Consider the following 17,005-nt stretch of genomic DNA (forward strand, 5'->3'; position numbering starts at 1 on the left):
GTTTTAGCCGTCACTTTTTCGGGGCCGAAAGATACGCCACCTCTTGCAAGTTTATTTTCGGGAGACCAGATCCGGACGCCAGATCCCGGACGCGCTTACCGCTGGAGCAACCGGACCAGCAGGACGACGACCATCGAAACCAGCGCGATCAGGATAGGAACGCCGGCCTTCAACCACAGGCTGAACGAGGCCACCTGCTTTTCGAGCGCCTCCATCCGGTGTTCGTTCTGCTCCATCGACGCCTGCGCACGCTTTACCACTTCGCCTACCTCGGTGATCTGCGCGCTCTGGTCCTGCAACTGGCGGTAGAGCCCCATGTGCGCCTTGGTGACCTGTCCCAGGTCGCCGCGAACGCCCTCGGCCACAGCCAGCATCGCGGCTTCGTTTGCCTTTTCGGCGGCAGCTTTGGAGGTGAGAAACTTGTCCGCCATCGGCACCAGCCGCGAGATGTGAGGCAGCAACTCAACTAACTGCAAGAATACCTTTGGCCACATACACTGCTCCCGATGTTGCTCTTCTTATGTTTCTTGCGGCGAAGACTAGTCCAACCAACTTCTAAATCCTAGTCCAGACACGACCCTCGCTGATCCGTACCGAATCTTTATTTTGGTTCTTTATGGCGTGAGCGCCGAGCGCTTCTGCCTCCACCGCATTACGAGCGCGACGACCGTCACCAGCAAAATGGCCGTAACGATCCCCTGCGACCACAGACAGTAGATGCACCACTTCTGCAGGACGTATGCCTCGATGTAGCTGAGAAACGCCGCGAAGAGGAAGCCCACCTGAGCGAACTCGAAGACCAGCCACCAGCGGCCCATCAGCGCGAGAACGCCGATCGCCGCGTAGCCTGCGATACCCAGCATCGCCACGGGAATATGCGGGCCGGCCTTTGGGTCTTCGTCGAAGGTGTGGGGAGGAAAGACAGCAAAGCGGCTGTGGTTGACCGCGCCACAGTCGAACTTCTCGGTCACGGCGCAGGGAGGAGCCAGGGCAGGGTCCATGTAGTGAACGTGAAGGGCCATGGTTGAAACGATAATGCCTGCAACTGCCAGCAACGCAATCAGATACTTCATGTCTTCGATTTTACTTCGTGAGAGAACGTGAGGCGACGAGGTCGTCTTTGTGGTTCGAGGTCGGGTCATCCTCCGCATGGAGTTGCGGGTCGGTCTTGATTGGGGACGAGTATCATCAGAACAGGCAAGACGGGCGAGCGGCATAACACCCGCAGGGCTTGCCGCGGAGAGAAAAGATGCGCGGAGAGAAAAGATGATCGACAACCGCTTGAACATGAACGGGTATCCCACCACGATCGAGGGCGCACGCGAGGAGACGGCCTCGCTGCTGGCCAAGGTGCTGGGTATCACTTCGCTTGGCTTTCTGATCACGGCCCTGGGCGTCGCGACTGCTCCCGCATGGAGCACGATTCCAGGGATGATCGCGGTGCTTGTCCTCGTGCTGGCGATCACCTTCACTCGCAAGGCGAGTCCGGCGCTGGCGCTTGGGCTGTTCCTTACGCTGACCTACTTCATGGGCTGGGAGATCGGCCCGCTGATTCATCGCTACGCTCAGACTGTTGGGTCGGCGGTCGTCTTCAACGCGGCGGCAACGACCGGCCTGGGCATGGCGGCCATGGGATGCGTCGCGTATCTGTTCAACATCAACTATCGGCGCATCGCCGGTATTGGTTTCGCCGCGCTGCTTTTGCTGATGCTCGCCGGCATCGCCAGCATCTTCTTCCGCTTCATGACGCCGGATACCTACTCCTGGTTGACGCTGGGGGTCTTTACGCTGCTTACGGTCGGCGACTTTGCCCGTATCCGTGCAGGTGGAGATGGCCGGTCGGCGGTGTCTCTTGCTCTCTCGATCTACCTCGACGCGATCAACATCTTTATGGCGGTCCTGCAGTTGATGGGCGGACGCCGCAGGGATTAGCCGCGGAGGGTTGCGTCTGGCGAAGATGCAGAGCGTGCAGAGTGTGGATCGTCCGAAGACCTCCTGAAAGCGTTGAACCTTTTGGGTTCCTGTGCCTGATCCTCCAGGCACGAGGGTAGGGCATTGCTTCAGGGGCGCGATATTCACGCGCAGGTTGCTTTCTGTCGAGGTACACTGAGCCGACTCAATGAGGCACTCTCTACCGGAGGATCAAGTGAAGATTCAAGTCAATAGCGACAAGACGATTGACGTAGACGCGAGTTTGACGGGTTTTGTCGAAGGGGAGGTGGGCCGTGTTTTGGACCGGTTTGCCAAGAGGCTTACGCGGGTAGAGGTCCATCTTGCTGACGTGGATAACAAAAAGACAGGCAAAGCGGACAAGCGCTGCTTGATTGAGGTTCGCCCCGCTGGGGACAAGCCGCAGAGCGCGAGCGCAGTCGCTATGACGACGGAGTCCGCAGTTGGAGCGGCCCTGGGAAAGATGCAGCGCTTGCTTACCACCTTCTTCGGACGGAGGGGAAGGGCTCCAGAGGAGGTCTCCGGGCCTGTCACGCCCGCCGAAAAGGCCGCGCCAGTTCTGCCGGCCAAGAAAGCGGCGGCCAGTAAGACCGTTGCCAAAACAAGCAAGAAGGTCGCGGCAAAGAAGGCCGTAGCGAAGAAGGCTGCCGCGAAGAAGCCGACCAAGCTCAGTCCACGAGGCCCAAAGAAAAAGTTGATCTTCCAGGCCCGGCGAAAGTCTCAACCTTCCCGGTAGGCGGCGGACTACGAGGGCCGCTGCCTGCGGCCATGGAGAAGATGTCAAACTTTTATCGTTGAGTCGGTGCGCGGATTTATCTGGGAATTTGTCTGGGGATTTATCTGCGGATTTATGATGGAGCGGTGAACTCGACCAGCCGCAGACAGTTTCTCGCGATGCTTGGCGCTACCGGTCTTTCGGCCGCTGTTGCGCCTTCGTTTCTTGCAGCATCAGCGCCTGCCGGGCCGGTTCAAGAGCCATTCACTTTTCTGTTTGTTACGGATGCGCATCTCCAGCCTGAACTGAATGGCGTTGTCGGCACGGATATGGCATTCAAGAAGGCTCGTGCGGTCAAAGCTGACTTCGCCATCAATGGAGGCGATCACGTCTTCGATGCGCTGGGCGTGCCGAAGCAACGTGCCCTGACCCTCTTCGATCTCTACGACAAGACCGAACAGGATCTGGGCGTGAAGGTGTACCACACCGTCGGCAATCACGATGTCCTTGGCATCTACCCGGCCAGTGGTATCGCGCAGGATGATCCGCTCTACGGCAAGAAGCTCTTCGAGCAGCGCTTCGGCAAGCTGTACTACTCCTTCGATCACAAGGGCCATCACTTCATCGTGCTGGACTCGATCGGCATCACGCCGGACCGCGCCTACGAGGGCCGTATCGACGCGGCACAACTGCAGTGGCTGGCCGCCGATCTCGCTGCGCTGCCTGTTGGAGCGCCCGTGATTGTCTCGATACACATTCCGCTGGTTACGGCGATTGCAGCGTATATGCCCGAACCGGCTGTCGCGCCGGCTCACCACGGCCTGAGTGTTGCGAACGCCAACCAGGTGCTCGATCTCTTCGCTGGACATAATGTGCTGGGCGTTCTGCAGGGCCACACCCACGTCAACGAGGTGGTTGAGTGGAAGGGCGTGCCGTACATCACGAGTGGAGCAGTGTGCGGCAACTGGTGGCATGGCACGCGCCTGGGCACGCCGGAGGGCTTTACGGTCGTCACCGTCGCAGACAATAAGCTCACCACGCACTACGAACCCTCGGGCTTCCAGTCGGTCGCGCCGCAAAACACCTAAAGAACAGATGCACTGGATGGGGGGGGTGCCCCGCTCACGGGTGTTTTTGTTTCTTTGTTAAAATACCATGGTACATTGGTACGTATGGTTACTTCAAAGAACGTCGTTGAGATCGAGCGGATTCAGACAGGGGTCCGCATGGAGAAGCGGCTGCTGAAGGTGTTGAAGGCCGTGGCCGAGTTGAAAGACATGAGTCTGGGAGACTTGTTGGAGGGCATTGTGCTCCACGCGTTTGAAGGCAAGTCCGCGTTCTCCCCGCAGACCTTGAAAGAGATCGAGAAACTGAAGAACATCTATGGCCTGACGCTGCGTGCGTCCGACAGCCATCACTTGAAGGAGCGCAGATGAAAGCAACCACGTTACTTCCTCTCGCACTGGCAACTGGAGTCGTGAGCGCAGGACAGCCCCTTGCGATGGCGCAAACAGCAGCCTTGCCGGCTCACGTCAGCAACAGCTTTCAGTTCGTTGTGCCGGCTCCGTTGAGCCGCGCCTCGGCGCTCTTCGGTCCGGAGGGTGAGCGTTGCTGGGCGGGCAAGCACTGGAAGCCTGAGTTTCTTCATCCTCAACCGGCGGAGGACGTCCAGGGAGCTGTCTTCACGGTCCAGCATGGTCCGCATAAGAGCGTGTGGGTGAATACAGTCCTTGATCGGGTGGGAGGCCGTATGCAGTATGTGTCCTTTATCCCGGACGCGCTGGTCTTTACCGTCGAGGTGCGGCTCTCTGTCCTCGCGCCCTCGAGCACGAAGGTGGAGGTGACTTAGTTCGGACGGCTCTCGATGTAGAGGCGAATGATGATGTATTGGCCATGGGAAAGCAAGACGCGGAGAGCGGGCCGGAGTGGCAGAGGTCGATTGAGGAGTGCCTCGCCGCGGAGGGGAAGGCGGCAAAGCAGTAATCGTCGCGTGAATCCGATAACGACGCAGGGTCGGCCACCGCTGGAGGTATTTTGCAGGGCGAAAATTGTGCGGAACCTGGAAAAAGTAAGTTGAACCGCGTCGATTCCGGGGTATGCTGGGTAGCACTTCAGACGAGGTCGAAATTCCCGAGCTGTCTCGCGCTGACTTGTCGTCTGCACTTAGGCCCCAATTCCATCTTTCAGGAGTGATGCCATGCAGTGTCCCGTCTGCCACAACGAAGTCTCGCCCCAGAATGCATTTTGTAACCATTGCGGTGCGCCCGTTGCCACTGCTGGCGGCGCTGCTGCGAGTTCAACCGTGCCGCCTCCGCCGGACTATACGAATGTTCCGCCGGCTTACTCTACCGTGCCTCCTGGTTATGTTGTGGCTCCGCCGGTCGTGGCCAGCTCTGGCCTCTCGGAGAATGCGGCGGCGGCCATCTCCTACCTGACGATTATTCCCGCGATTATCTTCCTGGTGCTCGAGCCCTACAACAAGATGCCGCTGGTGCGATTTCACTCGTGGCAGTCGATAGGGCTTTGCGTGGGGGCGTTTGTGCTGCAGCTGCTGATCTCTTTTGGGGAGATGCTCCTGCACTTCATTCCGGGAATTGTTCTGCTGTTTTCGCTGGTGCATCTGGTGATCGGACTTGGCCTCTTTCTGATCTGGCTGTTCCTCATCCTGAAGGCCAGCAAGGGCGAGTGGTACAAGCTGCCGGTCATTGGCGACTTCGCCGAGAAGCAGGCGCGCGGGTAGATCTTCTGGCCCTGGGGAGCGGCAAGTCCTCTCTCCGGGGGGCGTACGGCGCGAGGCGTCTCTCCATCACGGCGATGGCTGCGGCGCTCTCGTCGACCAGGAGGAAGCTGCGAGCGTGTTTGGCGGCGGCGGCGCCGGTGGTTCCGCTGCCGGCAAAGAAGTCGAGCACCGTGTCGCCGGGGTTGGAGTGGACACGCACGATTCTCTCGAGAACGCCGAGTGGCTTCTGCGTGGCGTAGCCGGTCTTCTCCTTGCCGGTGGGCGAGACGATGGTGTGCCACCAGACATCGGTGGGCGTCTTGCCGCGGGCTGCCTTCGTTGCGCCGACCAGCCCCGGCGCCATGTAGGGGATACGGTCGCTCTCGTTGAGGTTGAAGGTGTAGCGCCTGGGATCCCTGGTGTACCAGAGGATGTTGTCGTGCTTGGCGGGCCAGCGTTTGGTGGCGCGTGCGCCGTAGTCGTAGGCCCAGATGATCTCGTTCTGGAAGCAGTCGCGACCGAAGATCTCGTCGAGCATGACCTTGCAGTAGTGGACCTCGCGATAGTCGATGTGGAAGAAGAGGGAGCCGGTGGGCGAGAGGACGCGGTGTGCTTCGACCAGGCGCGGTCGCAGGAAGCCGAGGAAGTCGTCGAAGCGGTCGCCATAACCTGCGCCTCCGTTTTGCTGCTCCAGCACTTCGGTGCGGTAGCGTCGGCCGCCGAATCCGACGCGGTCGCCTGCCTCATCGCGAATGGTCTTCATCTGGGTGCGGCTCTGACGTTTGCCGGTGTTGAAGGGGGGATCGACGTAGATCAGCTCTACGGATGCTGCTGCCAACGACTGCAAAACGGTGAGGTTATCTCCCTGCACGATCCGGTTCATGCCAACGGTCTCCGCTCCTAACACTAACGTACCCTTGGTCTCTTCGGCTGCGACGTGTATTGTTCTCTTCGGATGGCTCCGCTGCACTTGGCCCCGCTCGACTATGTCCGCGACACACCTCATCTACGCCATGCTCACTCACCGCGGCCGCGTCCGTAAGGGCAATGAAGATACCTGCGCCGCGGCGCCGGAGATCGGCGCGTTTGTCGTCTGCGACGGCATGGGCGGAGCGGCCGCCGGAGAGGTTGCGAGCAATCTGGCTGCCGATACCTTCCTGGCGAATCTCTCTTCGCCGCGAGGTGGGCTCGAAGCAGCGTCGTTGACGCCGGAGGCGCGCATGAATGCCGCGATTCAGGCGGCCAATCATGCGGTCTATCAGCAGTCCCGCCAGTTGCGGCAGTACAACGGCATGGGCACGACCCTGGTCGCCCTGCTGCACACGCCGGTGGTCCAGGGGGAGAATGGCAAGGCTGCATCCACTCGCCGTGCGCCGGCCAGTCATCTGAACTCCCGCGTCACCGATCCTCCGACGCTCTGGCTGGGCCACGTTGGCGACAGCCGCTGTTACCGCCAGCGTCGCGGCAAGCTGGAGCAACTCACCATCGATCATTCGCTGGTCGAGGAGCAGCTTCGCGCCGGGCAGATCACGCTCGATCAGGCGGCGCACTCGCCCATGCGCAACCTCATCACGCGCGCCATCGGTTCGCAGGCTACAGTGCAGCCCGAGATTCAAAGCCATCGTCCGCAGGCGAACGACGTGTATTTGCTCGCCTCCGACGGTCTGACCCACGAGGTGAGCGACGAAGAGATCGCGGAGATTCTGACTGCGATCCCCAAGCCGCAGACAATGGCCGCGCTCACCAGGGCGTGCGAAGAGTTGATTACGAGTGCTAATCGCAACGGCGGCAACGACAACATCACCGTGCTGCTGGTCGCCGTCGCTCCCTAGCTGCCGTAGTGGGTCAGTTTGGAATGAATGACTGAGGTTGCCGAAAGCCGACTTTGCGGGAGTGCCTCGGGTTCGTTGAACTCAAACCCAGGCGAATACGCACTGTCTCAGAATGCGTGGTGCAGTCCAAGCAGCGATGAACTCTTCTCTGGGGAGCAATTTGCCCTCAGCAAGTCGAAGCATTCCGCGACTCGTTCCGAGAATGATCGAGAAGTGACCAGACTCTGAAGGGGTGTCGTACAGGACGATGGGGATTTGTCGGCGTCTCCTCAATGTCAGCAGATCGGACAGATCGATGGCGTTTTCCACCGGCACACCCAGACGCTTGAGCCGACGATAACCGCGCATCTCAAAGCTGCCAATATCGTTGTCGGGCTCCGTGTGAAAAGAAACTTGAAGACCCAACTCTTTGAGGCCTGCCGCCAGATGAACTGCGAATACGCCATAGCGCTTCGTATGGCGACATGCGGAGATAATCTGAGCCGTTGTGAAGCTTTTCCCAAAATAATTGAGCACAGACCACGCGGCGATAGGACCGCAGTGTCCATCCAAGTCCAAGAGTTCTTCTGGGGCCGTCCACCATTCAGGAAATTTCATCGTCGGTACTTATCGGGTCGCTGTAACGTGCTGATGCAAAGCTTACCAGCGATCCTCGGAGCACCCGATTCGAGGTGATCCCGCGAAACGGTGTTATAGGTAACTAGGTGGCCCCGGATTTCAAATTGACGCACTGCCTAGCTCCCCTCTGATTCCGCGCATCCCTCTCGAACTGCTACACTGCGAAGTCGTCTGAAACTCCTTTATGCCTGATTTGAAGACCACTGAGACTACCAAGACCATTGCAATCCTCGGCGCCGGCACCATGGGCAACGGCATCGCGCACGTCTGCGCCCGCTCCGGCTTCAACGTGATCCTCTACGATCTGCAGCAGCCGTTTCTCGATCGCGGACTCGCCACCATCGAGAAGAATCTTGCTCGCGAAGTAACGAAGAACAAGCTGACCCAGCAGCAGGCCGATGAGGCACGAGCGCGTATTACTCCGACTCTCGACCGCGAAGCTCTCGGCAGTTGCAGCTTTGCCATCGAAGCCGCGACGGAGAAGTTTGCAATCAAGTCGGAGATCTTTCGTGATCTCGACCGCATCCTTCCCGCTGGCGCCATCCTCGCGACCAACACCAGTTCCATCTCGATCACGAAGCTTGCCGCAGTGACGAAGCGCCCGGAACAGGTCATCGGGATGCACTTCTTCAACCCGGTGCCGGTGATGCAGCTGGTGGAGGTGATCCGCGGCCTTGCGACCTCGCAGGCTACCTTCGACGCCGTCCATGCGCTCTCGCTGCAGCTTGGCAAGACTCCGGTCGAGGTCAACGACGCGGCAGGATTCATCTCGAACCGCGTGCTGATGCCGCTGATCAACGAGGCGATCTACTCCGTGATGGAGGGCGTGGCTACGGCTGAGGCCGTCGATCAGGTCTTCGTGCTCGGCATGGCGCATCCGATGGGCCCGCTGACTCTCGCCGACTTCATCGGCCTCGATGTCTGCGCTGACATCATGCGCGTCCTCGCCGACGGCCTTGGCAGCCCGAAGTACAACCCCTGTCCGCTGCTGGTTCGCATGGTCGATGCAGGCTGGCTGGGCCGAAAATCAGGTCGCGGCTTCTACACCTATCCCACATCATGAGCAAGATCGGCGCTTGCGGCTCTACACTAATGAGACCAGCCGAAGCCTGAAGCAGGACGCAGCATCCAATGGAAGAGGAGAGACAATGCCCAAGGAGTTTTACTACGAAGACTTTTACGTAGGCCAGAAGTTCAATTCGCTTGGCCAGGCCAAGGTGACTGCCGAAGAGATCAAAGAGTTTGGCAGCAAGTACGACCCGCAGCCCTTTCACCTCGACGAGGCTGCCGGCGAAAACTCTTTCTTCAAGGGCCTCGCGGCCTCGGGCTGGCTCACCGCCGCTATCGTCATGCGCCTTCGCGTGCAGTCGATCACGGTTGCGGGCGGCATGATCGGCGCGGGCGTCGAAGAGATGCGCTGGACCGAGCCGGTCCGTCCGGGCGACTCGCTCCGCACTGAGATCGAGGTCGTCGGGGTACGCCAATCCAACTCCCGCAAGGAGTTCGGTGTGGTCCGCACGCGCACGCTCGCCTTCAACCAGCGCGACGAAGTGGTGATGCGCTCGACCGTCAACTTCCTGGCTCCCGTCAGGCCCATCGGCAAGTAAAGAGGGAGCCTTCGATGACCAGTGAGGATCTCGCTCTTCTCAAATCCAGTATCGACCTCGTCGTCACCCTTGAGATGGCTGACGGCGAGCGGTTCCTCGCTCAAATTCTCTTTGTCTTCGAGTCCGAGGATACCCCCGACGTCTTCTACCTGAAGGTCGAGCCTGGGCCCAATGGCAACTTCGTTCCGCTGGGGAGTGGCGGCTATTCCACGCTGCTCTCGGACATCGCCGCGGTTCATCGTCTGGAGGATTGAGAGACTGTCCTGCCGGACGGGCGCCCTACGCGGGTAGCGGTCACTTCGTGACGTGTATACCGCTTTGCGTGGCGCTCCCGTTGGTCGCAGACAGAATCTTGTGCCGACCAACGGGAGGACCACGCGAAGCTTTAAAAAGGCGTGCGAACGCCCGCCCTCCGCGCAGGAGGCCCGTCCGGCAGGGCGAACCAATCTGGTTACCCGGACGACATTCTCACAACCAATCGGCGTATCCTAACGGGATGATGCGTATGACAGTGCTCGCCTCCGGATCCAAAGGCAACAGCACCGTCATCGCCAGCTCCCGGACACGCGTTCTGGTCGATGCCGGCCTCTCCTGCCGCGAACTTCTGCGGCGTATGGCCGTCGCCGGGGAAGACCCCGCCAGGCTCGACGCTATCCTCGTCACGCATGAGCATCAGGACCACATCGCAGGGCTTGCTGTCCTCGCGCGCCGCCTGAAGATCCCCGTCTTCTTCACCGAGCCGACCCACCGCGCCTGGGTTCGCATGCTGACCCCGCGCACCACGATGACCTACGCCAAGTGGCTCGATCATGTGCAACGCGAGAAGGAAGCCCGCGCCACCGCTATTGCTGCGAGCACCCCGACTTGTATCCAGACTGCGGGCCTGGCCGCCCAGCTTGCCGCGCAGTCTGAGGCGATCGCCAGCGTCTCCGCCGAGGCTGCTGCTCTCAACCGCTCCGACGACTCCAACATCACCCTTGAGTTGCCCGTCGACCCCGATGAGGAGGAGCTTTGCAGCCCCGAGCCCGCCGAACAAAAGGCAGAGCAGAAGGCAGATCCCACCCACCTTCCCGCAGTGGAGTACTTCCACGCCGGCACACGGTTTTCGATCGGTGACATCGACATTACCCCCTTCACCATTCCGCACGATGCGGCTGACCCTTGCGGGTTTGTGTTTGAGGCCGAGGGTATCCGCATGGCGCTGGCGACCGACCTTGGCTACATGCCGCCGAACGTCAAGGCTGCGCTCAAACGCATCGATGTGCTGCTGCTGGAGTCGAACCACGATCTCGAGATGCTGCGCGACGGCCCGTACCCCTGGTCAGTCAAGCAGCGCGTTCTCTCGCGCGTCGGCCATCTGTCCAACGACGCGACGGCTGAGTTTCTCGAGAAGGACTACGACGGAGGCGCATCGTGGATCGTCCTCGGACACCTCTCCGAGTCCAACAACGCTCCTGAGCTGGCGCGACTTTCAGCCGAACAGGCACTGGGTAACCAGCCTACGCTGCTCGGTAACCGGATTGTTCTGGCCGGGCAGTCTGTTCCGCTCGATCCGATCACGCTTTAGTTCTGCATTTTCAGATGGTTAGTGAGGGTACTCTAACGGTTACGATTCGATGAATCCTTTCCTTTCATCGAGCTATCAAACAAGATAGAATGGTGACTATAAACCGATGAAAAAAACAGCGTTAGCATTTCCAGTGAACCGCAGAGCCTATAGCCGAGGTTGCATCGATCAGGTGGTGGGAGATATCCTCTCCGGTTGGCGCTACGACATCTCGGGACTCTCTCCGGCCATGCGCACGGACTACGATCAGCATCTCTCCGATTGCAGCCACTGCCGTCGCCGCCAGCGCATCGCCCGCACCATTGATGTTCTCCTGATCAGCGTCAGCTCCCTTTCGATTGTTGCGTTTCTGCTCGCTGCCGTGGTCATTCACCGGGTTGAGGTTGTCACCCACATCAACACCGTTCGGGTCCATCTGAACCAGGCTCATGCGGTTGCCGTGTCGCTTGAGGCGGTCGCGATCGTCGGCCTTGTCTTCTCGACGCTCCTCTGGGTGCTGGTTGCCATTGCGACCCCGCTTCCCGGCTTTATCGGCGGCATCGTCCAGCAGCGGATTCCCGCTGATCTCCGCGACCGCTTTACCAAGGACGCCGCCTGAACAGAGTTTTGGGCTCTTCGTTAGCCGCCGCGCGGACCACATGCGGCGGCTTCTGATTACGGCGAACAATTCACCTCTGCCCCCCGCGGCATTTGATAGCGTAGTAGAACACAATGTCCTTCCCCACCCCTGAAGGCGAAGTCCTGCCGCCGCACACCGACGGTATCCCCGCTCAGCCGATCCCCGACTACGAGCGCGAGGCCTCACGCCCCAACTCCCGTGAGCGCGGCTGGAATATCTTCGCCACCCCCGGCACCTACATCCTGCTCGGCATCAACATCGCCGTCTTCTGCTACATGATCTTCCGCGGCGTCTCGCCCAGTAGCCCGACGCCTTATCAGCTGCTCTATTTTGGCGCGACCAGTCCGGAGCTGATCATGCACGGCCAGTGGTATCGCCTGCTTACGGCCACCTTCGTTCATGTGGGCCTGCTGCATATCGCGACCAACATGTGGTGCCTGTGGAACCTTGGCCTGCTCGGCGAGCCGCTGCTTGGCCCTTTCGGCCTGATCGCGGTTTATGTGATTACCGGTGTCGCCGGCAACCTGCTTGGCCTTTGCTCCAGCGTTATCTTTCGCGACTACGGCTCGGTAGGCGCAGGAGCCTCGGGCGCGGTCTTCGGCATCGCAGGTATTCTGATCGTTCTGCTGTCGAACAAGAAGCTCCCCATTCCGGTGTTCGAGCTCAAACGCCTCCGTCGCTCCGTCATTCAGTTTGCGGTGTTGAACCTGATCATCGGCATCGGCGCGAACTTTACCAGCATCGTCCGCATCGACAACCACGCCCACATCGGCGGCTTTCTGAGCGGGTTGGCGCTAGGCGTTCCGCTGGTGCCGCGCATGACCTCCGGCCGCACCCGCTACCTCGCGCGGCAGAAACTCACCTTCGCCGGTGCCGCGTTTCTGCTCCTCCTCTTCGCGTACTTCATCACCAAGCTCAGGTAAGCGAGTTAGCTGGTCGCCAGTCAGCGGAGTTGTCGCTGACTGACTTGCTGACCCGCCTTTGCGGCTGCATGCAGGACAGAGACGCTACCGCCTGGGCTCGGCCCAAAACGCTTCGAGCACACGGGCACACTCTTCGAGCAGCGCCTGCGCCTCTGCATCGAAGGCATTTAGGTGCTCGCTCTCCACATCCAGGGTCCCGATCACGCGATCGCCGTGGCCATGGGCAAGAACCGGAACGATAATCTCCGCCCGCGTGCTGTCGAACGTAGTCATGTAGCCCGAGTCATCGGCCACATTTCCGGCGTTGACCGTTCTTATTCCGGCAATCGCTCTCGCGGTGAGACCCTGCGTGATCGGAAAAGCGGGATGAGAGGGCGCAGAGTACCCACTCCACGCGATATTGACGACCAGTCCACGCTCGAAGTCGACATCATAGATCCCCACCCAACGCCAGGAGCCTTCCTTGCGAATGGCATCCGCGATTCTTTTCGCCCTGGTGGAGCGATCTGAGCCTTCAGCAGTGATGTTCCTGAGCGTATGCAGAAGTTCGCTATCCGGCACCAGTCGATCCCTCGGTCTGAGTAGAGTGAGACGAACCTCGTCCTAGCTGAGCGTCGTCTGGGCGAACTTCCGCACCATGGCCAGCAGCAGTCTCCGGTCGCTCTCCGACAAGTGCGCCGAGTAGCGCTGCACCTGGGTCAGAAACCGGATCTCCTCCTCGCCCAGGTTCAGCCCCGACATCTCCTTCGCCATCGTCTCTTCGGCAAAGAACTCCGAGAGCTGCAGGTCCAGCGCTCGCGCAATCTTCTGCAGTGTCTCGAGCGACGGCACCGTGTGCCCATTCTCCACACGCGAGAGATAACAGCGCAACAGCCCGGTCCGCTTCTCGATGTCGCCCTGCGACATGCCTTTTTGCAGCCGATATCCGCGAATCGTAGAACCGATATTCATCGAGATGGAAAGAGCCTCAATCGACTCGTTCGCCAGATCAACAGGTATAGTTTGCATGTCAGCCATTAGCCACAAAGTAAACAGCCGCAACGAGTTGGTCAATGCCTATCTTTGGGGACCAAGGCAATTCTGAACCATCCCAGGTTCATCGAGAGGCAGTTACCGGCCAAACCCTGAAGCCTTACTTGAACTCCCCCCGAGTCTGGGAACCGCCCCCGGCATTACTGGATCGGTTACTAGCGCTGGAGTAACCCCGTCCTTGCTGCGGGGTGGTCTTTGTGGAGGGTCATCCCACTCCTCCCACCCACCGGTACACGCTGCACAGATCCTCCGGCGAGGCCACGTGGTCCGCCGCCGTGTCCTCCTCCGACATCTCCACCGTCCCGGTCCACAGAAGCCTGAAGCCGACGTGCGCCTCCAGCAACTCGCCAGCCTCGGGGTTGAAGTAGATGACGTCCAGCAGCCCTGGCCTGCCTGCAAACTCAGTCTCCAGCCGCTCAATCAGCCGCTCCACCACCGGAGCCGCGAACGGGTTGAAGAGATAGAGCAGGCACGGCCCCTCTGGAAACGAAAATTCGGTCGCGTCCTGATGGAGAATCCGCACCGGACACACCGCCCGCCCTGCGCCGGTCCACGCGGCCAGGTTCGACTCGGCGGTCTTGGCCAGTGATGCGTTCAACTCCACGCCGATCACCTGACGAAACGAGAACTCCGAGGCCATCATCATCGCGCGCCCCTTGCCGCAGCCCAGATCGACGAAGCTGTACTGAGAGATCGCGGCATGACTGGAGTCGGAGATCCAATCCTCGACCACACGCCGAAACCGCGAAGGAGCCATGCCGTAGTAGGCGGTATTGAAGACGTCATTCTTATGGCCCGTGCGCAGGTCGCCACCGCCGATCAGCCCGCTCGTGTCGACGCCGTAGCGCTGATCGAACGGATGCAGCGGCGGCTTTTCCGCGCCCACAGCGCTGTCCTGTCGCTGCAGCCGCTCCAGCGCGATCCGCATCGTTCCCGCCAGTCCGCGTTGCGCCAGCGACCATCGCAGCTTCGACCATGCTGTGCCGAGTCTTGTCATTCGTCATCGTGTCTGCGTCAGGATCTCTGCGAAACGAAGCGCCGCCGGCTTCTTCTCTTAGCAAGAAGTCTAGTGCAACTCCCAACGCAGCGCGGGATCGACCAGCGTCTGCAGCAGAAAGTTATTTCTTGGCGGCGACCAGTGGGCCACCCGGCGCAGCAGCGAGACAAATAGCGATTGTTTCGCCACTACAATATCGACCGCCTTCTCGGAGATGAACGCGTGCCGCATCGAGTGGGGTGTTCCGCCCTCGAAGAACAGTCTGGATGTCCCGATCTCAATCTCATGCTCGATCAGGTACGAACGAATCATTGTTCCCACCGAGTACCTCTCAAGACCGCTGCGATTCATCTGCCAGTCGATCTCGGATACGCCATGATGTCTCCTGCCGCCGAGCAGGCTGATCCACTGGCCGTCCGGCGTCTTCACTCCAACGCAGAATAGTCCATTCAGCGCCTTCATCGTGCTGTATCGCCTCTCGAGGACGAGGTCGGAGACAGGATGGGTCGACGCCTGATTCAATTCGTTCAGCAAAGCTTTACTGAGATTTTTTTTAACATCGCCTTCAAAGGTGCATCCCAACTCTGCTTCGGCCTTGCGGCGGTAGTACCTCAGATTGCGGCGCGTGTGTTTGCCCATCGAAGCCAGCGTCTCATCGAGAGTCTTCTCCAATACGATGGTTGCCCCTACCTCGCGGGTCTGCGTGGTCCACCAGCGCTTTTTATCTCCTGCCACCGAGCCGTCGAAGCACTGCGACCAGGTCTCATTGCCCTCGCCAGCGTAGCTCAGCATCACCACTTGCGCGCCGCACGCCATCAAATAGCGACCCACACTCGTCGAGAGCCTGGTCCGTTCCGCAGGCGGTGCAATCACAGCTCGGCTGCCATTGAAGTCGCTAGTATTAAATACGCGCGAAGGCATCCCCAGTACTTTGTACTCATAGATCAGTACCGCGCCCTTCAAATCTTCGGCCCGGAGTTCCGCCAGATCCAAATTCGGCCGCTTCTCGGCCAGCACCAGATAGGGGATCTTCTTTAGATTGTCAGTTCCGGTAAGAAAGTATTCCAGATAGTCCATCGCCCCGGTTTGTTCGCAGAGCGCAGACAGTTGAACCAGGACAGGCTGAATGCGCAGGATCGCCGCCCGTCCGCGCAGAACGAAAAAGTGCGCGGCATCCAGGTCACTCCCCAATGAGTCTTTGGCTTCATGACTGGTCAGCAGCATAGTGACGTAGGTGAACCGAAGATCGCGGTAACTAATCAAAGACAGTGGTCTTTGCGATGCGGCAGATAGGGGCTGGTTTCATAGGATGCGTTTTTGCCAGTCCCAGGAGTGGCCGGCTGAAACAAATCAGTAATAACTTTTGGCAAACAAGTCACACAGGGGCTGGTAAGCTTACGCCAAATCAATTCAGATTGGATCTTCCCTGACTCAAACCTCTGCAATCATTCCGGGACTTGGTTTTTTCAACTCCTACCCATATTGCTTTGAGAGAGGCAACCCCAAAAAACTCTGGACAGGTGCAAAAGATCGACCTCGAAATTCAAGAGAACATCGAACCATAAATCAGCTGCTGGAAAGACTTTACAGTAAGTGCACGACGAAACTATGAATAAAATTTCATCCTGCCAATGGTATCCACAGGGCGAGTTACCCCATGAACATGCCGCCGTTCACATCCAGCGTGTGCCCAGTGATATAGCTGGCCTCCTCCGATGCGAGGAACGCAACCGCATGGGCGACCTCAACGTCGGTTCCAACTCGTCCCAGTGGAATGAACTGCGCATTCATCGCCTTCTGCTCGGCGGTCAGAACCTCGGTCATCGCCGTCTCGATAAATCCCGGCGCCACCGCGTTCACCGTAATCGTCCGGCTCGCCAGCTCCCGGGCCAGCGACTTGGTCAGCCCGATCAGCCCCGCCTTCGAGGCCGCATAGTTCGCCTGCCCCGCCTGTCCCGTCTCTCCCACCACTGAAGTCACGTTGACGATCCGCCCCCAGCGGCCCTTCACCATCTGCGACATCACCGCCTGCGTCATCAGGAACGCGCCCGTCAGGTTGGTCGTCAGCACATCGTCCCAATCCCTCCGCTTCATCCGCAGCGCCAGGATGTCCCGCGTGATGCCGGCGTTATTCACCAGAATGTGCACCGCTCCAAAGTGGGCGATCACCGCTTTCGCGCACTCCTTGATCGACTCCTCGTTCGAAACATCCAGCGCGAACGCATGCGCCTTTCCCCCGGCAGCCGCAATCTCCGCCGCAACGTCGCCCAGCTTCTCGAGATTCCTCGCCGCCAGCGCCACCGTCGCCCCCGCCCGCGCCAGCTCCAGCGCACACGCGCGCCCAATCCCCTGCGAAGCCCCCGTCACCAACGCAACACGTCCTGCCGAAATACTCATGACTCTCCTTGAAACAAAGCACCGAAACA

22 protein-coding genes are annotated in these 17,005 nt (G+C 59.8%); 13 read left to right on the top strand and 9 right to left on the bottom strand.

Annotated elements, in window-relative coordinates; all coding sequences use genetic code 11:
• Window positions 1–95: 95 nt before the first annotated feature.
• Together HDF09_RS17825 and HDF09_RS17830 are read right to left on the bottom strand one after the other, a co-directional pair.
• On the bottom strand, window positions 96–494 hold the full coding sequence (locus tag HDF09_RS17825; RefSeq protein WP_183768825.1) for a hypothetical protein: 399 nt from the start codon (window positions 492–494) through the stop codon (window positions 96–98).
• 120 nt (window positions 495–614) lie between these two features.
• Complete coding sequence (locus HDF09_RS17830) at window positions 615–1,073, bottom strand: vitamin K epoxide reductase family protein (RefSeq protein ID WP_183768826.1); 459 nt, start codon at window positions 1,071–1,073, stop codon at window positions 615–617.
• Window positions 1,074–1,122: 49 nt separating this feature from the next.
• Between HDF09_RS17830 and HDF09_RS17835 the strand changes: the two genes are divergently transcribed.
• From HDF09_RS17835 to HDF09_RS17860, 6 genes are all read left to right on the top strand, one after another.
• The gene (locus HDF09_RS17835; protein WP_311719890.1) at window positions 1,123–1,932 is read left to right on the top strand and encodes a Bax inhibitor-1/YccA family protein; all 810 of its coding nucleotides are present in this window, start codon (window positions 1,123–1,125) and stop codon (window positions 1,930–1,932) included.
• Between the two features lie 214 nt (window positions 1,933–2,146).
• Window positions 2,147–2,686, top strand: coding sequence for an HPF/RaiA family ribosome-associated protein (locus HDF09_RS17840; RefSeq protein WP_183768827.1), 540 nt, complete (start codon window positions 2,147–2,149; stop codon window positions 2,684–2,686).
• Window positions 2,687–2,811: 125 nt separating this feature from the next.
• Window positions 2,812–3,753, top strand: a complete 942-nt coding sequence (locus HDF09_RS17845; protein ID WP_311719894.1) for a metallophosphoesterase family protein — start codon at window positions 2,812–2,814, stop codon at window positions 3,751–3,753.
• A gap of 138 nt (window positions 3,754–3,891) precedes the next feature.
• Window positions 3,892–4,101 carry a hypothetical protein gene (locus tag HDF09_RS17850; protein ID WP_260181688.1) on the top strand — a complete coding sequence of 70 codons (210 nt, stop codon included), beginning with the start codon at window positions 3,892–3,894 and terminating at the stop codon, window positions 4,099–4,101.
• Window positions 4,098–4,514 carry a hypothetical protein gene (locus HDF09_RS17855; protein WP_183768829.1) on the top strand — a complete coding sequence of 139 codons (417 nt, stop codon included), beginning with the start codon at window positions 4,098–4,100 and terminating at the stop codon, window positions 4,512–4,514. Before HDF09_RS17850 ends, HDF09_RS17855 begins: the two co-directional genes overlap by 4 nt.
• A gap of 348 nt (window positions 4,515–4,862) precedes the next feature.
• Window positions 4,863–5,405 carry a hypothetical protein gene (locus tag HDF09_RS17860; protein WP_183768830.1) on the top strand — a complete coding sequence of 181 codons (543 nt, stop codon included), beginning with the start codon at window positions 4,863–4,865 and terminating at the stop codon, window positions 5,403–5,405.
• On the opposite strand, the gene HDF09_RS17865 is transcribed toward HDF09_RS17860, so the two are convergent.
• Window positions 5,368–6,267, bottom strand: coding sequence for a DNA-methyltransferase (locus tag HDF09_RS17865; protein ID WP_183768831.1), 900 nt, complete (start codon window positions 6,265–6,267; stop codon window positions 5,368–5,370). The two genes, HDF09_RS17860 and HDF09_RS17865, sit on opposite strands and share 38 nt — an antisense overlap.
• A gap of 103 nt (window positions 6,268–6,370) precedes the next feature.
• On the opposite strand from HDF09_RS17865, the gene HDF09_RS17870 reads away from it, so the two are divergent.
• On the top strand, window positions 6,371–7,216 hold the full coding sequence (locus HDF09_RS17870; RefSeq protein WP_183768832.1) for a PP2C family protein-serine/threonine phosphatase: 846 nt from the start codon (window positions 6,371–6,373) through the stop codon (window positions 7,214–7,216).
• Window positions 7,217–7,297: 81 nt separating this feature from the next.
• Here HDF09_RS17870 and HDF09_RS17875 read toward each other — a convergent pair whose 3' ends face one another.
• Complete coding sequence (locus HDF09_RS17875) at window positions 7,298–7,813, bottom strand: cysteine peptidase family C39 domain-containing protein (protein WP_183768833.1); 516 nt, start codon at window positions 7,811–7,813, stop codon at window positions 7,298–7,300.
• A gap of 205 nt (window positions 7,814–8,018) precedes the next feature.
• Here HDF09_RS17875 and HDF09_RS17880 point away from each other — a divergent pair, with 205 nt between their 5' ends.
• The 6 genes from HDF09_RS17880 to HDF09_RS17905 all read left to right on the top strand — a co-directional run bounded on the left by HDF09_RS17880 (window position 8,019) and on the right by HDF09_RS17905 (window position 12,550).
• A complete protein-coding gene (locus HDF09_RS17880) occupies window positions 8,019–8,897 on the top strand; it encodes a 3-hydroxybutyryl-CoA dehydrogenase (protein WP_183768834.1) in 879 nt (292 codons plus the stop codon).
• Window positions 8,839–9,441 (top strand): MaoC family dehydratase, encoded by a 603-nt coding sequence (locus tag HDF09_RS17885; protein ID WP_406704986.1) that lies wholly within the window; start codon window positions 8,839–8,841, stop codon window positions 9,439–9,441. The genes HDF09_RS17880 and HDF09_RS17885 overlap by 59 nt, the downstream gene beginning before the upstream one ends.
• Before the next feature lie 14 nt (window positions 9,442–9,455).
• Window positions 9,456–9,695 carry a hypothetical protein gene (locus tag HDF09_RS17890; RefSeq protein WP_183768836.1) on the top strand — a complete coding sequence of 80 codons (240 nt, stop codon included), beginning with the start codon at window positions 9,456–9,458 and terminating at the stop codon, window positions 9,693–9,695.
• Window positions 9,696–9,937: 242 nt separating this feature from the next.
• Window positions 9,938–11,008, top strand: coding sequence for an MBL fold metallo-hydrolase (locus HDF09_RS17895; RefSeq protein WP_183768837.1), 1,071 nt, complete (start codon window positions 9,938–9,940; stop codon window positions 11,006–11,008).
• A gap of 133 nt (window positions 11,009–11,141) precedes the next feature.
• The gene (locus HDF09_RS17900; protein WP_311719902.1) at window positions 11,142–11,606 is read left to right on the top strand and encodes a hypothetical protein; all 465 of its coding nucleotides are present in this window, start codon (window positions 11,142–11,144) and stop codon (window positions 11,604–11,606) included.
• Between the two features lie 113 nt (window positions 11,607–11,719).
• Complete coding sequence (locus tag HDF09_RS17905; protein ID WP_183768839.1) at window positions 11,720–12,550, top strand: rhomboid family intramembrane serine protease; 831 nt, start codon at window positions 11,720–11,722, stop codon at window positions 12,548–12,550.
• 84 nt (window positions 12,551–12,634) lie between these two features.
• Here the strand turns inward: HDF09_RS17905 and HDF09_RS17910 are convergent, their stop codons facing one another.
• The 5 genes from HDF09_RS17910 to fabG form a co-directional block, all read right to left on the bottom strand.
• Complete coding sequence (locus tag HDF09_RS17910) at window positions 12,635–13,111, bottom strand: GAF domain-containing protein (RefSeq protein ID WP_183768840.1); 477 nt, start codon at window positions 13,109–13,111, stop codon at window positions 12,635–12,637.
• Window positions 13,112–13,153: 42 nt separating this feature from the next.
• Window positions 13,154–13,558 (bottom strand): helix-turn-helix domain-containing protein, encoded by a 405-nt coding sequence (locus HDF09_RS17915; RefSeq protein ID WP_179585397.1) that lies wholly within the window; start codon window positions 13,556–13,558, stop codon window positions 13,154–13,156.
• A gap of 229 nt (window positions 13,559–13,787) precedes the next feature.
• The gene (locus tag HDF09_RS17920) at window positions 13,788–14,579 is read right to left on the bottom strand and encodes a methyltransferase domain-containing protein (RefSeq protein WP_183768841.1); all 792 of its coding nucleotides are present in this window, start codon (window positions 14,577–14,579) and stop codon (window positions 13,788–13,790) included.
• A gap of 69 nt (window positions 14,580–14,648) precedes the next feature.
• Window positions 14,649–15,842: a GNAT family N-acetyltransferase gene (locus HDF09_RS17925; RefSeq protein WP_183768842.1), complete on the bottom strand. Its 1,194-nt coding sequence runs from the start codon at window positions 15,840–15,842 to the stop codon at window positions 14,649–14,651.
• Window positions 15,843–16,229: 387 nt separating this feature from the next.
• Window positions 16,230–16,976, bottom strand: a complete 747-nt coding sequence (gene fabG / locus HDF09_RS17930) for a 3-oxoacyl-[acyl-carrier-protein] reductase (protein WP_183768843.1) — start codon at window positions 16,974–16,976, stop codon at window positions 16,230–16,232.
• Window positions 16,977–17,005 lie beyond the last annotated feature (29 nt).

It is taken from the genome of Edaphobacter lichenicola, assembly GCF_014201315.1.
In the GTDB taxonomy this organism is placed as follows: domain Bacteria; phylum Acidobacteriota; class Terriglobia; order Terriglobales; family Acidobacteriaceae; genus Edaphobacter; species Edaphobacter lichenicola_B.